Origin of the sequence: Variovorax cryoconiti, from assembly GCF_051216395.1 — a bacterium.
Lineage (GTDB): Bacteria > Pseudomonadota > Gammaproteobacteria > Burkholderiales > Burkholderiaceae_C > Variovorax.
The window spans coordinates 698,015-710,488 of record NZ_JBPJZI010000002.1; the positions used below are offsets into that span (position 1 = coordinate 698,015).

General features: G+C 67.9%; 18 protein-coding genes. 4 read left to right on the forward strand and 14 right to left on the reverse strand.

Going from position 1 to position 12,474, the window contains the following annotated elements:
- Nucleotides 1–75: 75 nt before the first annotated feature.
- Nucleotides 76–306 carry a hypothetical protein gene (locus ACSFA2_RS08035; protein ID WP_435454777.1) on the reverse strand — a complete coding sequence of 77 codons (231 nt, stop codon included), beginning with the start codon at nucleotides 304–306 and terminating at the stop codon, nucleotides 76–78.
- 62 nt (nucleotides 307–368) lie between these two features.
- Between ACSFA2_RS08035 and ACSFA2_RS08040 the strand changes: the two genes are divergently transcribed.
- Nucleotides 369–851 (forward strand): response regulator, encoded by a 483-nt coding sequence (locus tag ACSFA2_RS08040; RefSeq protein WP_435454778.1) that lies wholly within the window; start codon nucleotides 369–371, stop codon nucleotides 849–851.
- 27 nt (nucleotides 852–878) lie between these two features.
- Here ACSFA2_RS08040 and ACSFA2_RS08045 read toward each other — a convergent pair whose 3' ends face one another.
- From ACSFA2_RS08045 to ACSFA2_RS08095, 11 genes are all read right to left on the reverse strand, one after another.
- Nucleotides 879–1,358, reverse strand: a complete 480-nt coding sequence (locus ACSFA2_RS08045) for a hypothetical protein (RefSeq protein WP_435454779.1) — start codon at nucleotides 1,356–1,358, stop codon at nucleotides 879–881.
- Complete coding sequence (locus ACSFA2_RS08050) at nucleotides 1,348–1,731, reverse strand: phage holin family protein (protein WP_435454780.1); 384 nt, start codon at nucleotides 1,729–1,731, stop codon at nucleotides 1,348–1,350. Before ACSFA2_RS08050 ends, ACSFA2_RS08045 begins: the two co-directional genes overlap by 11 nt.
- Before the next feature lie 4 nt (nucleotides 1,732–1,735).
- Nucleotides 1,736–2,098: a hypothetical protein gene (locus ACSFA2_RS08055; protein WP_435454781.1), complete on the reverse strand. Its 363-nt coding sequence runs from the start codon at nucleotides 2,096–2,098 to the stop codon at nucleotides 1,736–1,738.
- Nucleotides 2,099–2,238: 140 nt separating this feature from the next.
- Complete coding sequence (locus tag ACSFA2_RS08060) at nucleotides 2,239–3,270, reverse strand: NAD(P)H-dependent flavin oxidoreductase (RefSeq protein WP_435454782.1); 1,032 nt, start codon at nucleotides 3,268–3,270, stop codon at nucleotides 2,239–2,241.
- A gap of 21 nt (nucleotides 3,271–3,291) precedes the next feature.
- Nucleotides 3,292–3,897, reverse strand: coding sequence for a DUF4337 domain-containing protein (locus ACSFA2_RS08065; protein ID WP_435454783.1), 606 nt, complete (start codon nucleotides 3,895–3,897; stop codon nucleotides 3,292–3,294).
- Between the two features lie 46 nt (nucleotides 3,898–3,943).
- Nucleotides 3,944–4,429 (reverse strand): dihydrofolate reductase, encoded by a 486-nt coding sequence (locus tag ACSFA2_RS08070; protein WP_435454784.1) that lies wholly within the window; start codon nucleotides 4,427–4,429, stop codon nucleotides 3,944–3,946.
- Nucleotides 4,430–4,445: 16 nt separating this feature from the next.
- Entirely contained in the window at nucleotides 4,446–5,279 is an 834-nt protein-coding gene (locus ACSFA2_RS08075) for a thymidylate synthase (protein WP_435454785.1), read from the reverse strand.
- A 10-nt stretch (nucleotides 5,280–5,289) separates the two neighbouring features.
- Nucleotides 5,290–5,604 (reverse strand): CcdB family protein, encoded by a 315-nt coding sequence (locus ACSFA2_RS08080; RefSeq protein WP_435454786.1) that lies wholly within the window; start codon nucleotides 5,602–5,604, stop codon nucleotides 5,290–5,292.
- A 4-nt stretch (nucleotides 5,605–5,608) separates the two neighbouring features.
- Entirely contained in the window at nucleotides 5,609–5,929 is a 321-nt protein-coding gene (locus ACSFA2_RS08085; RefSeq protein WP_435454787.1) for a type II toxin-antitoxin system CcdA family antitoxin, read from the reverse strand.
- Nucleotides 5,930–5,984: 55 nt separating this feature from the next.
- Nucleotides 5,985–7,403: an FAD-binding oxidoreductase gene (locus ACSFA2_RS08090; RefSeq protein WP_435454788.1), complete on the reverse strand. Its 1,419-nt coding sequence runs from the start codon at nucleotides 7,401–7,403 to the stop codon at nucleotides 5,985–5,987.
- Nucleotides 7,400–7,870 (reverse strand): DUF2069 domain-containing protein, encoded by a 471-nt coding sequence (locus ACSFA2_RS08095; protein WP_435454789.1) that lies wholly within the window; start codon nucleotides 7,868–7,870, stop codon nucleotides 7,400–7,402. Before ACSFA2_RS08095 ends, ACSFA2_RS08090 begins: the two co-directional genes overlap by 4 nt.
- Nucleotides 7,871–7,887: 17 nt before the next feature.
- Here ACSFA2_RS08095 and ACSFA2_RS08100 point away from each other — a divergent pair, with 17 nt between their 5' ends.
- Both ACSFA2_RS08100 and ACSFA2_RS08105 read left to right on the forward strand, forming a co-directional pair.
- Nucleotides 7,888–9,171 (forward strand): YihY family inner membrane protein, encoded by a 1,284-nt coding sequence (locus tag ACSFA2_RS08100; RefSeq protein WP_435454790.1) that lies wholly within the window; start codon nucleotides 7,888–7,890, stop codon nucleotides 9,169–9,171.
- Nucleotides 9,172–9,235: 64 nt separating this feature from the next.
- Nucleotides 9,236–9,613 carry a thioredoxin family protein gene (locus tag ACSFA2_RS08105; protein ID WP_435454791.1) on the forward strand — a complete coding sequence of 126 codons (378 nt, stop codon included), beginning with the start codon at nucleotides 9,236–9,238 and terminating at the stop codon, nucleotides 9,611–9,613.
- An 8-nt stretch (nucleotides 9,614–9,621) separates the two neighbouring features.
- On the opposite strand, the gene ACSFA2_RS08110 is transcribed toward ACSFA2_RS08105, so the two are convergent.
- Nucleotides 9,622–10,428 carry an alpha/beta fold hydrolase gene (locus ACSFA2_RS08110; protein ID WP_435454792.1) on the reverse strand — a complete coding sequence of 269 codons (807 nt, stop codon included), beginning with the start codon at nucleotides 10,426–10,428 and terminating at the stop codon, nucleotides 9,622–9,624.
- Between the two features lie 147 nt (nucleotides 10,429–10,575).
- The gene (locus tag ACSFA2_RS08115) at nucleotides 10,576–11,886 is read right to left on the reverse strand and encodes an O-acetylhomoserine aminocarboxypropyltransferase (RefSeq protein WP_435454793.1); all 1,311 of its coding nucleotides are present in this window, start codon (nucleotides 11,884–11,886) and stop codon (nucleotides 10,576–10,578) included.
- Between the two features lie 128 nt (nucleotides 11,887–12,014).
- Here ACSFA2_RS08115 and ACSFA2_RS08120 point away from each other — a divergent pair, with 128 nt between their 5' ends.
- Nucleotides 12,015–12,470: a CBS domain-containing protein gene (locus ACSFA2_RS08120; protein ID WP_435454794.1), complete on the forward strand. Its 456-nt coding sequence runs from the start codon at nucleotides 12,015–12,017 to the stop codon at nucleotides 12,468–12,470.
- Nucleotides 12,471–12,474: the final 4 nt, after the last annotated feature.

A 12,474-nucleotide genomic window follows, 5' to 3' on the forward strand; every position in this document is an offset into this window, starting at 1 on the left:
CGCATGCATTGAAGCGAGATTGCAGGGCGCATCGTGCTCGACTTCGAGTCTCCCCCGATGCAGGCCGCCCGCTGATCAGTCGCCCCAGAACTTCCACCAGGGCCGTGGGTGACGCAGCGTCACCGGGCGGGTGTCCAGGTCGGCCGGCGTGGTCTGCGCGCCGACGCCGACGCCGCGGCGCCGAAGTTCGGTTTCCAGGGCGTGCGCCACGCCGCGCGCCGACTTGTCGCCGCGCAGGGCGCGTTGGCGCCACTCCTGCGCATGGAGCGTCAAGTCCTCGTCGCTCAAATCACGTATCGCTGTCATGTGACGATTGTGCCGTCCTCGGGAACTTCTCCTGCAGGGATCGCCCTGATGGAGCGCGGATAATGCGTTCGCACACCGTCCACCAGCCGCACCTTGAAGTGCTGCCCTCGTGGGATCCGGCGGGCTGCTGCCCCGCTCCGTTCTTGCTTCCAGCTGTCATGACGCTTCGTGTCTTTCTGATCGAAGACAACCCCACCATCCGCGACCTGCTCGTGGGCCTGCTCGAAGATTCCACCCCTTGCGAAGTGATCGCCATGGCGGAGTCGGAGGACCAGGCCCTGCGCTGGCTCGCGCGCAACGGCGAGGGCTGGGATCTTCTGGTCGCAGACCTGTTCCTGACCGAAGGGTCGGGCATGGAAGTGGTCAAGGCCTGCGCCGACCGGCTGCCGCATCAGCGCGTGGTGGTACTGACCAACTACGCCGAAGCGGCCAACGACCGTGCGTTGTCCCAGGGGGCGGACGCGGTCTTCGACAAGACTGGCCAGTTCGAGGATTTCCTGGCCTACGCCTGCGAGCGTGCCGAGGCCGGTACGCAACGTCGGTGAAGTTTGTCCATTGAACACGGACGCAGCTCAGGACACCTGCTGATTGAGCGGCACGCGATCGTCGAACGGTGGCTCGTCGTCGTCATCGCGGCCACCGAAGGCGCCAGCGATCAGCCCGGTGAGGTCCGACGTGCGAAACGCCAGCGACAACACGGTGGCGAGCGACAGGAGCTTCCAGGGCTTGATGACCATCAGCAGTGCACCGGTGCCGGCACCGTAGGCCATCAACCGGCCTGGCTGCCTTTGCGCCATGTCTTCCAGGAACGGACGCCCGAGGTCGACCGCACTGTTGAGGGGATGACGCGACCACCAACGCGCCAGCACGCCCCGGCGCGTCGTCGGACGTGGGACCGGCGTGCCGCCACGGGGTTCGCGTGTCGAGACGAGTTGAGGGGCCGCGGCGTCGCTGGGTGCCATGTCGTGGTAACCCATGGCTTCGAGCAGTTCGGCGCGCGAGAGCGCAAGCTTCTGCTTGGGCGTCAGTGGGAGCGAATTCTTAGTGTCCACGGCGTGCCTCCTTGACGGTCCGCAGGACGGCGAAGTCCGCTTCGAGTTCGTCCTTCACGTCCTGCACGTCGTCGCGCACCGATGATTTCATCGCGACCATCGCACCCACCGCGGTGAGCAGCCAGGCCACGCCTGGCACCGCCACCAGCGCCCAGTGGAAGCTGCCATGCAGGGCGCCCATCATCAACGCGATACCTGTCAGGCCGAGCGCGAGCATCAGTGCAACGAGGGCGACGACGGCACCGGCGGCCTTGTAAGCGACAGAGCGGCCCGCATCGCCCAGTTCCTTCTTCACCAGCTCGACATGGTTGCGCAGATGCGCCGCGACCAGGTCGGGGCGGCGCAGCGCCGTCATGTAGATGGGATGGATCATCCGATCAGCTCCGGCGCCCACGCACGGCGGCCATCAGCAACCCGGTGAGCAGGGCGCCGCCTGCCACCGCCATCATCGTGGCCTTGACCGGTTCCTGGGCGATGTAGCGCGTGCAGGATTCCTGGGCGGCGGCCACCTTGTCTTGCAACATGCCGAGCTTTTCGCCCGCAGCCTCCACCGCGCTGCGCGCGTAGGCCTTGCCCGTGGCAGTCGCGTCCCGGGCGACGTCCTCGGCATCGGCCGCCACGCCCTTCGCGGTGTCGAGCGCCTCGGCGGCATGGCCCTGCACGGCGCTCATCGCATCACGTCCGGCTTGCCGCGCCTCGTCGGCGACTTCGGAAGGGGTCTTTACGTATTCGTTCACCATGGCAGCACCTTTGTCGTTTCCGGGCGGCCCTGCGCCGTCCGACATTCAGTGTGCGCACCCTGGGCCCGTGTCCGTGTCGGCGATGGATCGCCTTGTGCGTAGGCGAATTGCCGTGGCGACCCCTCTCGGTACCGTGCGCCTCAGGCGGCCAGCTCGCGCGTGAGCTGGGCCGCCGGGATCGCGCGGCAGCCCGTGGCGTTCTGGCCCGACCACAGCGTGGAGAAGTCATCGCGGCCCAGCTTCTCCGCGGCGGCCTTCAGCGGCGCCAGGGCGGCGGTCGCCAGCGGGAAGGCGGGTGCCACGTCGCTCAATGGGCCGAGTTCGTCGAGCAGGCGGTTGCGCAGGCCGCGCGCGGGGCGGCCGGTGATGAGGTTGGTGAGCACGGTGTGCTCGGCACGCCGGCTGGCCAGTGCGGCGCGGTGCAGGGGCGTGGTGGTGGCCTCCGGGCACAGCAGGTAGCTGGTGCCGACCTGCACGCCGGCCGCGCCGAGCGCCATCGCGGCGGCCACGCCCGGCGCGTCCGCGATGCCACCTGCGGCGATCACCGGGATGCGGACCGCCCGGACGATCTGCGGCAACAAAGCCATCGTGCCAACCTGCGTCGTGAGGTCGTTGCTCAGGAAGATGCCGCGGTGACCACCGGCCTCCAGGCCCTGGGCGATGACGGCATCGACGCCGTGCGCCTCGAGCCAGCGCGCCTCTTCGACCGTGGTGGCCGACGCCAGCACCTTGGCACCCCAGCCCTTGACCCGTGCCAGCAGGTCGGGCGAGGGCAGGCCGAAATGGAAGCTCACGACGGGCGGCGTGAACCCTTCCAGCAGGTCGGCCGCCTCCGCGGTGAAAGGCGCCCGGCCGCCGCCGGTCGGCACGCTGCCGGGGTCGATGCCGAACTCGGCGTAGTAGGGCGCCAGGGCGGCGCGCCACGTCGCCTCGCGCGCCGCATCGGGCACCGGCGGCGTATGGCAGAAGAAGTTGAGGTTGTACGGCCGCGTGGTCTGCGCGGTGATCGCCTGCAATTCGCTGCGCAGCGTATCGGGCGTGAGCATCGCGCAGGGCAGGGAGCCCAGGCCGCCCGCGTTCGACACCGCGACGGCCATGGCGCTGCCTTGCACGCCAGCCATCGGCGCCTGGATGATCGGCAGGTCGATGCCGAGGAGTTCCTGGATGTTCATTGCGTCTCCTTCGTCTAGAGCTCAGAGGTGCAGCGCCGCCGCCGCGCCGACGAGCAGGCCTGCGCCTGCGACCGCCAGCATGCCGTACTCCAGCCACTTCTTGCGCGTCAGCAGCGCGATGGCGGCCAGTGCGATCGACACCTGCAGCACCGTGGTGGCCTGTGCCCAGCGATGGTGCTGGTGCATCTGCGCTTCCGACTCATGGTCCCACGCCGTGGCCTCGTCTTCAAGCTTCTGCGCGGCGGCCTGGATGTCGGTCTTCTCTTTCTCGTAGCGGTCGATCTTGGCCTGCAGCGCAGCCTTCCGGTCGTCGGGCGCCATGTCGCGTGCGAATTCCGTCAGCGCCTGCTTGGTGCTCTTGGCCTGGAAGTAATTCCACTGGTTCGAGGCCTCGGTCTTCTTGATGGCCGCGTTGTTCTTGTCCAGGCCCGCCGTGGCCTGTGTCGCACCACCCATGTACGAGAACAGGGCGCCGACCGTGGCGATGACCGCTGTGCAGACCGCGATCTGGTTGGTCATGCGCTTGCCGCCGATGCCGTGGTGGGTGGTCCCGCCATGTTCGCCCTGCGCGGCATGTTCGAGTTCGTGGTCGTGCGGGCCGTGGACGTGAAAACCGTGGTCTGACATGGGCGTCTTTGTTGTTGTGAATGGGTGGCGCATTCGCGCCGTGCGCTCAGGCGCGTTCGAGCGTGACGAAGCTGAAGGGCAGGCCATTGCGCGACACGCCTGGTTCGCGTGCGGTCTCCCGCCAACCGCTGTCGAGCACAGGCGCGTGCGCGTCGCCGTCGAAATCCTGCGCGATCTCGGTGACAACGGCGCGTCGGGCGAGCGGTGCCGCCTCGGCGTAGATCTGCGCGCCACCGATGACCCAGACCTCCGCTTCGCTGGCACACGATGCGATCGCTTCGGGCAGGCTGGCCGCGCGCTCGGCGCCGTCGGCCTGCCAGTCGGCCTGGCGCGTGACCACGATGTTGCGGCGCCCCGGCAGCGGCCGGAACTTCGGCGGGAGCGAGTCCCAGGTCTTGCGGCCCATGACGACCGGGCAACCGGTGGTCATGCGCTTGAAGTGCGCCATGTCCTCCGGCAGGTGCCAGGGCAGGGCGTTGTCCTTGCCGATCACGCCGTTGGCGGCGCGGGCGTAGATCAGGTTGAGGCGCATCGCGAGGGTTCTTCGCTCACACCGCCACAGGCGCCTTGATGGCGGGATGCGGGTCGTAGCCGTCGAAGGCGAAGTCCTCGTACTGGTAGTCGAAGATCGAGTCGGGCTTGCGCAGGATGCGCAGCGTCGGGTAGGGACGTGGCTCGCGGCTGAGCTGCAGGGCAACTTGCTCAGCGTGGTTGCTGTAGATGTGGCAGTCGCCGCCGGTCCAGATGAAGTCGCCGACATCCAGGTCGCACTGCTGCGCCACCATGTGCGTGAGCAGCGCATAGCTCGCGATGTTGAACGGCACGCCCAGGAAGATGTCGGCGCTGCGCTGGTAGAGCTGGCAGCTCAGCCTGCCGCGTTCGCCGTCGGCCTGCGGCGGCGCCACATAGAACTGGAAGAAGGCGTGGCAGGGCATCAATGCCATCTTCGACAGCTCGGCCACGTTCCATGCGCTCACGATGATGCGGCGCGAATCGGGGTTCGTTTTGAGTGTCTTGATGACCTCGGCGATCTGGTCGATGTGACCGCCGTCGGGCGTCGGCCAGCTGCGCCACTGCACGCCGTAGACCGGGCCGAGATCGCCGTCTTCGCGCGCCCATTCGTCCCAGATGGTCACGCCGCGTTCGCGCAGCCAGTTGTTGTCGCTGGAGCCGGTGAGGAACCACAGCAGCTCCTGGATGATGGAGCGCACGTGCACCTTCTTCGTGGTGACCAGCGGGAAGCCCTCGGTCAGGTCGAAGCGCATCTGGTGGCCGAAGACGCTCTGGGTGCCGGTGCCGGTGCGGTCGGCCTTGAACACGCCGTGCGTGTCGACGTGGCGCATGAAGTCTTCGTATTGGGAGCGGATGGGACGATCGGTCATCGGTTGAAACTCAGTAGGCGCCGAACACGGCATCGAGCGCATCTTGCACGGCCTGTTGCTGCGCTTTCAGGCTGCTCACCGGCGAGCGCAGCCAGTCTCGCGGAAAGGTGGCCATGGTCGGCGTGTCGAGCACCACGTCACGCTCGTTGATGCGGAAAGCAGGATGCACGCGCTCAAGGCATTTGCCATGCACCCTTGCGTCGCGCAAAGGAATGACGATGCGCGTCTCCACGCCGTCGATATGGTCGTTCTGCACGTCCAGCACAAAGGGCGTGTGGCGGTGTTCGGACTTGTCCGGATTGGCGTAGACGTCGAAGCGCGCCATCCGCTCAGGTCGCCTTGCGGTTGGCGGGTTCGGGCTTGGGGTCGGACGTGAGATCAGGCGACTGGCGCCCGTCACCCAGACTGCCCGCGAAGGTGCGGTACTTGGCGCCCCAGACGCCGTCGCGACGAATGCGCGTGTTGTAGGCCTCGATGGCCTCCTTGTTGCGCTCGTTCCATCCTTCCCAATAGCGTCGCTCGACTTCCTTGGCCAGCAAGGCATCGACCGTCTGCGACACATTCATGCCCAGCTCGCGCGCGACTTCCAGCACCTTGCTGTTGAGCGAAAGGTTGGTTGCCTTCTTGGGTGCGTTGTCGAAACGAAGCATCGCAAATTCCTCGTACAGAATGGATGCGCATATCTTACGCGCATGAAAACCTGCGCTAAACCCGCAGCACCCGCCCCGGATTCATGATGTTCTGCGGGTCCAGCCCGCGCTTGATGGCGCGCATCATGCCCAGCGCCACGGGCGACTTGTGCTTCTCGAGCTTGTGCACCTTGAGTTCGCCGACACCGTGTTCGGCGGAGAACGAGCCGCCGAACTTCTCGACCGCGTCGTACACCAGCGTGTTGACGCGCTCTTCCTCGTCGCGCAGGAAGGCCTTGGCATCGCCTTCGACCGGGGCCTGCACGTTGTAGTGCAGGTTGCCGTCGCCCAGGTGGCCGAAGTTGACCAGCCGCACGCCGGGGATCTCGCGCTGCAGCAGGGCGTCGGTCTCGGCCACGAAGGCGGGAATGCGCGACACCGCGATCGAGATGTCGTGCTTGATGTTCAGGCCTTCCTCGGCCTGGGCCAGCGGAATGCTCTCGCGGATGTGCCAGAGCTGGTGGGCCTGTGTGAGGTTCTCGGCCACCACCGCGTCGGTCACGCAGCCGTCCTCGAAGGCGGTTTCGAGCAGCGACTCGAAGCGCGCCCGTGCATGGTCTTCGGATTCGTTGTCGGAATTCTCGAGCAGCACGCAATAGGGCGCCGAGGCATCGCCCAAGAAGGGCACGCGCAGCTGCGGCATGTGCTTGCCAACCAGGCTCAGGGCGAACTGACCCATCACCTCGAAGCCGGTGAGGCCGGCGCCCAGGTGCTTGTGCGCCAGGCCGAGCAGCGTGACCGCGTGGTCGAGCGACGGCACGGCGGCCCAGGCGGTGAGTTGCGCCGCGGGCATCGGGTACAGCTTCATCGTCGCGGCGGTGATGATGCCCAGCGTGCCTTCGCTGCCGATCAGCAGGTCGCGCAGGTCGTAGCCGGTGTTGTCCTTGCGCAGGCCGCTGGTGCCTTCCCAGATCTCGCCCTGCGGCGTGACCACCTCGAGGCCCAGGCACAGGTCGCGCGTGTTGCCGTAGCGCACGACCTGCGTGCCGCCCGCGTTGGTTGCCAGGTTGCCGCCGATGGTGCAGCTGCCTTCAGCGGCCAGGCTCAGCGGGAACAGGAAGCCGGCCTTCTCGGCGGTTTCCTGCAGCGTCTGCAGGATGCAGCCGGCCTCGACCGTCATCGTGAGGTTGGCCGCGTCGATGTCGCGCACCGCGTTCATGCGCTGCAGGCTCAGCAGCACCTGCGTGCCGCTGGCGTCGGGAATGCCGCCCACCGCCAGGCCGGTGTTGCCGCCCTGCGGCACCAGCGAACTGCCGGCGGCGGCGCACGCCTTGACGACGTCGGCCACCTGCTGCGCGCTGGCGGGGCGCACCACGGCCAGCGCCTTGCCGCGCTCGCGCTTGCGCCAGTCCTGCTCGTAGGCCGTGAGGTCGCCCTCGGTCAGTACGTGGGTCGCGCCCACGATGGCGCGCAACTGGTCGATCAGATCGGTCATGGGGTGGAAGTCTCCAGCGAAACGGCGGCCCGTGCAGCGCGGGCATCGCGCAGGCGCAGCCGCACGTGCATCGCGCAGGCCACGAAAAGCATGAGGCACAGCACGATTTCGATGCCTGCCAGTGCACGCCCGAGCGGCAAGGCGTCGCTCCAGGCGCGCACCACGCCTTCGGTGAAATAAAGCCAGATCATCAGGCTGACCCAGCGGTAGGTGTACATGCGGTTCTTGTAGAGCCCGGCCAGCGGCACCACCAGCGGCAGCACCTTGAGCGCCAGCCAGGAGCCGCCCGGGCGCAGCGGCGCCAGCCACATCTCCCACGCCAGGCCCAGCACGATCAGGCCGACGAGGCTGCCCACGGCCAGCCAGCGGGTGGCGGCGACGGCGGACGAAGGGCTTTGGGGCTGGATCACGGCATGGGCACGGAGGGGTCGCGCGCGGCGGGCGCGCAGGGCGGTCTGCGGCGGCATGCCGCAGGGCCGATGGCATGATACCGGCCATGAAACACCGGCCATGGTGGAGGGACCTTTCACACTTTCCTTGGGGCAACACGGCGGCCGTGCTGCGCGAGCGCTTTCGTGAGGACCGCCTGGGCCTGACGGCGGGCAGCCTGACCTTCACCACCACCATCGCGATGGTGCCGTTCTTCACCACGGCCCTGGCGCTCTTCACGGTGTTTCCGATGTTCGCCAAGATGCAGGGCCGCCTGCAGCGCTGGCTGATCGAGAGCCTGATCCCCGACAACATCGCGCGGCAGGTGCTGGGCTACCTGAACCAGTTCGCGAGCAAGGCCAGCGGGCTCGGCATCGCAGGCCTGATCGTGCTGCTGGTCACGGCGGTCGCGCTGATCCTGACCATCGACAAGACGCTCAACAGCATCTGGCGGGTGCGCAACCCGCGACCGCTGGCGCAACGTGTGCTCATTTACTGGGCGGCCATCACGCTCGGGCCGCTGATCCTGGCGGTGAGCCTGAGCACCACGTCGTATGTCTTCTCGGCCTCGCGCGGCGTGGTCGGCAGCGGGGGCATGCTCAAGCTGCTGTTCGATACCTTCGAATTCGTGCTGCTCGCCGGCGGCATGGCCTCGCTCTACCACTACGTGCCCAACACCTCGGTGCGCTGGGCCCATGCGTGGGCGGGCGGCCTGTTCGTCGCGGCCGCCATCGAGATCGCCAAGCGGGTGCTGGGCTACTACCTGAGCCTGGTGCCGACGTACTCGGTGCTCTACGGTGCCTTCGCCACGGCGCCCATCCTGCTGATCTGGATCTACGTCGCCTGGGTGATCGCGCTGTTTGGCGCGGTGATCGCGGCCTACCTGCCCAGCCTGCTGGCGGGCGTGGCGCGCCGTGGCGACACGCCGGGCTGGCCGTTCCAGCTGGCGGTCGAGGCGCTGCAGCTGCTCGACGCCGCCCACGCGACGCCGGCCAAGGGGCTGGGCGCGAGCGAACTGGTGGCGCGGATGCGGGTCGATGCGCTGCAGCTGGCGCCGGTGCTGGAGACGCTGGTCGCCATCGACTGGATCGCGCCGCTCGCGGAAGAACCGGCCAACGAAGACCCGCGCTACGTGCTGCTGGCCGACCCCGACGTCACGCCCCTGGCGCCCTTGCTGACCGAACTGCTGCTGCCGCGCGCCGACGCGCTCGCGCACCTGTGGCACAAGGCCGCGCTCGAGAGCCTGTGCCTGCGCGATGCGCTGGTGGTGCGCGACGATCTCCAAGACCTGACGCGGCCGAGCCAGATGGGGCGGTACGTCGATCTCGCGAGGCTTTGACCCGGCGCTGCAGCCGTCGGCGGCGACCTCGATAATCTCCACTCCACATGTCCAGGTCTTCCCCGTGAGCGCACTGCCCACACTGCCCGTTGCCGATCCTGCCGCTGCCACCTGGGTGGTCTGCCTGTGCGCAGACTGGTGCGGCACCTGCCGCGACTACCGGCCGGGCTTCGAGCGGATCGCCGCGGCGCACCCCGGGCTGCGTTTCGCCTGGGTCGACATCGAGGACCATTCGGACATCGCCGACGACTTCGACGTCGAGACCTTTCCCACGCTGCTGATCGCGGGTGCGCAGGGCACGCATTTCCTCGGGCCCCTGCTGCCGCATCCCGAGACGCTGAGCCGCATGCTCGGCGCCCTGCCGGCCGCGCAGCCGTCGAGCGCCCTGGTCGGCGTGCTGATGGCGGCCGTGGCCGCGACGCCGGCGCAGTTCGAACTCTGAGCGGCGTCTCAGCCGGTCAGGAAATCGCGCAGGGCGAAGAGCACCGCGTCCGGCGCCTCGGTCATGAGCTGATGCCCGGCCTGCACCACGACCGTTTTGGACGACGACGCCTTGGCGCTGAGCGTCTTGGCGGCCTTCTGCGGTGTCATCTGGTCGGCCGCGCCGAGCAGGAACAGCACCGGACATTGCACCGCCGCGATGGCCGCTTCGCCGTTCGCGTAGTCGTTGCAGGCGTTGAAGCCGACGTGGAACACGTTGACCTCGCGGTTGCTCGCCAGCACGCGTCGCATGAGCGCGCGCGAGCCGCCGTAGAGCCAGGTGCCGGGGCCGAGCGACGAGGGCGGCGGCGCCATCATCGAGTGCGAGAAGGTGTTGACCATGTCGATGGCCTTCATCGGCGCATTCAGCGCGTTGTCGAGCAGCGCCGGCGATACCGCCATCGGGTAGGCGGTGCCGACCATGGCCAGGTGCGACACGCGTTCCGGCGCGCGGGCAGCCGTCTCCAGCGCGATCAGCGAGCCGAAGCTGTGACCGACCAGCGCCGCCTTCTGCACGCCGGCCGCGTCGAGCAGTGCGACGATGAACTGCGCGGCCTCTTCGACGGTCGCCGGCGCCTTTCCGGCGCTTTTGCAGTGGCCGGGCAGGTCGATCGCCAGGACGTTCCAGCCGTGGTTGGCGAACCAGCGGCTCTGCAGGATCCACACGCTGTGGTCGTTGAGCACGCCGTGGATGAAGACGACGGTCGGCTTGGCCGGGTCGAGCGTTTTGCCGCCGGTGTAGGCGTAGGCGGCGTGGCCGTTGATGGTGTAGTTCATTTCAGTGCTCCACCCGGTTGGCTTTGGTGTTCGGGGTGCGTGTGCAGGCCACCGGGTACTCCCCTCCGCGAATGTCCCCCGTCGGCGTGATCCCGCCCCGAACCGGGCACCCCAGCAACGCCACGAACGGAAAAACAAGCGCCCATCTCAAGCACCCGCCTTCTCTGCCGCCTTCAACGCCCGCTTCAAGTCGTCGATCAGATCCGCCGGGTCTTCCAGCCCGATCGACAGCCGAATCGTCCCCTGCGAGATGCCCGCACCCGCCAGCGCCTCGTCCGTCATGCGGAAGTGCGTGGTGCTGGCCGGGTGGATCACCAGGCTGCGGCAGTCGCCCACGTTGGCCAGGTGGCTGAAGAGCTTGAGCGCTTCGATGAAGGCCTTGCCTTGCGCGCGGCTGCCCTTGATGTCGAAGCTGAAGACCGCGCCGGCGCCGCGTGCGCCATGCTTGAGCAGCTTCTGCGCCAGCGCATGGCTCGGGTGCGATTCGATCAGCGGATGGCCCACGCGCGACACGAAGGGATGCGCCGCCAGAAACTCGACCACCTTCTGCGTGTTGTCGATGTGCCGCTCCATGCGCAGCGGCAGCGTCTCGATGCCCTGCAGGATCAGCCATGCCGTGTGCGGGCTCATCGATGCGCCGAAGTCGCGCAGGCCTTCGCGGCGCGCGCGCAGCAGGAAGGCGCCGACCGTGCTTTCCTCGCTGAACACCATGTTGTGGAAGCCGTCGTAGGCTTGGCTCAGCTCGGCGAACTTGCCCGACTTCTCCCAGTCGAAGCTGCCGCCGTCGACCACCACGCCGCCGATCACCGTGCCGTGGCCCGAGAGGAACTTGGTCGCCGAGTGGTAGACCAGATCGGCGCCGTGGTCAAAGGGCTTGATGAGGTAGGGCGAGGTCAGCGTGGAATCGACCAAGAGCGGCACGCCGGCCGCGTGGGCGATGTCGCTCACCGACGGGATGTCGAGCACGTCCAGCCCCGGGTTGCCCACGGTCTCGCCGAACAGCAGCTTGGTGTTCGGCCGGATCGCGGCTTTCCAGCCGTCCAGGTCGCCCGGCTTGACGAAGGTGGTGTCGATGCCGAAGCGGCGCATCGTGTAGTGCAGCAGGTTCTGCGAGCCGCCGTAGAGGGCCGTGCTGGCCACGATGTGCGAGCCGGCGCCCATCAGCGTCGCCACGCTCAGGTGCAGCGCGGCCTGGCCGCTCGCGGTGGCGATGGCGCCGATGCCGCCTTCCAGCGCCGCCACGCGCTGCTCCAGCACCGCGTTGGTCGGGTTGCTGATGCGGCTGTACACGTGGCCGGCGCGCTCCAGGTTGAACAGCGCGGCCGCGTGGTCGCTCGACTCGAAGACGAAGGAGGTGGTGAGGTGGATCGGCACGGCGCGCGCGCCGGTCGTCGGGTCGGGGGCGGCACCGGCGTGCAGCGCAAGGGTGTCGAACCCGGGGTCGGAATAGCCTGGCATGTGTCTCCTCTGAGGACTTGTAACGGCCGCTCACGTCTGCGCGGCGCAGGGGCGGGCAGCGGCCGGCTATTGTGAGCGAGTTGGGCTATATTCAATCGGATCAGCCGAGTCAGAAGAGGAGCACCACGATGAAGGTCAGCGACATCCTGCGCGTCAAGGGCAACACCCTCTACACCATCACCCCCGACGAACCCCTGGCCGACGCCGTGACGACCATGGCCGAGAAGGACATCGGTTCGCTGGTGGTCATGGAACACGGCGATCTGGTCGGCATGCTCACCTTCCGCGAGGTGATCGTCGCCATCGTCAAGAACGGCGGCCAGGTCGGTGGTTCGCTGGTGCGCAAGGCCATGGACGACGCGCCCGTGACCTGCACCGCCGAGACCGACCTCGACGAGATCCGCCGCATCATGCTCGAGCGCCACGCCCGCTACATGCCGGTCATGGACAAGCGCATGCTGATGGGCGTGATCAGCTTCTACGACGTCGCCAAGGCGGTCGTCGACAGCCAGAATTTCGAGAACAAGATGCTCAAGGCCTACATCCGCGACTGGCCGGCCGAGGACGAGGGCAGCAGCACCTGAACCA

Excerpts from the sequence above, each read along its gene's own strand:
- ACSFA2_RS08080 (WP_435454786.1), bottom strand. The coding sequence starts at position 5,604 with ATGGCGCGCTTCGACGTCTACGCCAATCCGGACAAGTCCGAACACCGC.
- ACSFA2_RS08075 (WP_435454785.1), bottom strand. The coding sequence starts at position 5,279 with ATGACCGATCGTCCCATCCGCTCCCAATACGAAGACTTCATGCGCCAC.
- ACSFA2_RS08050 (WP_435454780.1), bottom strand. The coding sequence starts at position 1,731 with ATGATCCATCCCATCTACATGACGGCGCTGCGCCGCCCCGACCTGGTC.
- ACSFA2_RS08090 (WP_435454788.1), bottom strand. The coding sequence starts at position 7,403 with ATGACCGATCTGATCGACCAGTTGCGCGCCATCGTGGGCGCGACCCAC.
- ACSFA2_RS08060 (WP_435454782.1), bottom strand. The coding sequence starts at position 3,270 with ATGAACATCCAGGAACTCCTCGGCATCGACCTGCCGATCATCCAGGCG.
- ACSFA2_RS08055 (WP_435454781.1), bottom strand. The coding sequence starts at position 2,098 with ATGGTGAACGAATACGTAAAGACCCCTTCCGAAGTCGCCGACGAGGCG.
- ACSFA2_RS08040 (WP_435454778.1), top strand. The coding sequence starts at position 369 with ATGCGTTCGCACACCGTCCACCAGCCGCACCTTGAAGTGCTGCCCTCG.
- ACSFA2_RS08070 (WP_435454784.1), bottom strand. The coding sequence starts at position 4,429 with ATGCGCCTCAACCTGATCTACGCCCGCGCCGCCAACGGCGTGATCGGC.
- ACSFA2_RS08085 (WP_435454787.1), bottom strand. The coding sequence starts at position 5,929 with ATGCTTCGTTTCGACAACGCACCCAAGAAGGCAACCAACCTTTCGCTC.
- ACSFA2_RS08100 (WP_435454790.1), top strand. The coding sequence starts at position 7,888 with ATGATACCGGCCATGAAACACCGGCCATGGTGGAGGGACCTTTCACAC.
- ACSFA2_RS08115 (WP_435454793.1), bottom strand. The coding sequence starts at position 11,886 with ATGCCAGGCTATTCCGACCCCGGGTTCGACACCCTTGCGCTGCACGCC.
- ACSFA2_RS08035 (WP_435454777.1), bottom strand. The coding sequence starts at position 306 with ATGACAGCGATACGTGATTTGAGCGACGAGGACTTGACGCTCCATGCG.
- ACSFA2_RS08120 (WP_435454794.1), top strand. The coding sequence starts at position 12,015 with ATGAAGGTCAGCGACATCCTGCGCGTCAAGGGCAACACCCTCTACACC.
- ACSFA2_RS08095 (WP_435454789.1), bottom strand. The coding sequence starts at position 7,870 with ATGCCGCCGCAGACCGCCCTGCGCGCCCGCCGCGCGCGACCCCTCCGT.
- ACSFA2_RS08065 (WP_435454783.1), bottom strand. The coding sequence starts at position 3,897 with ATGTCAGACCACGGTTTTCACGTCCACGGCCCGCACGACCACGAACTC.
- ACSFA2_RS08110 (WP_435454792.1), bottom strand. The coding sequence starts at position 10,428 with ATGAACTACACCATCAACGGCCACGCCGCCTACGCCTACACCGGCGGC.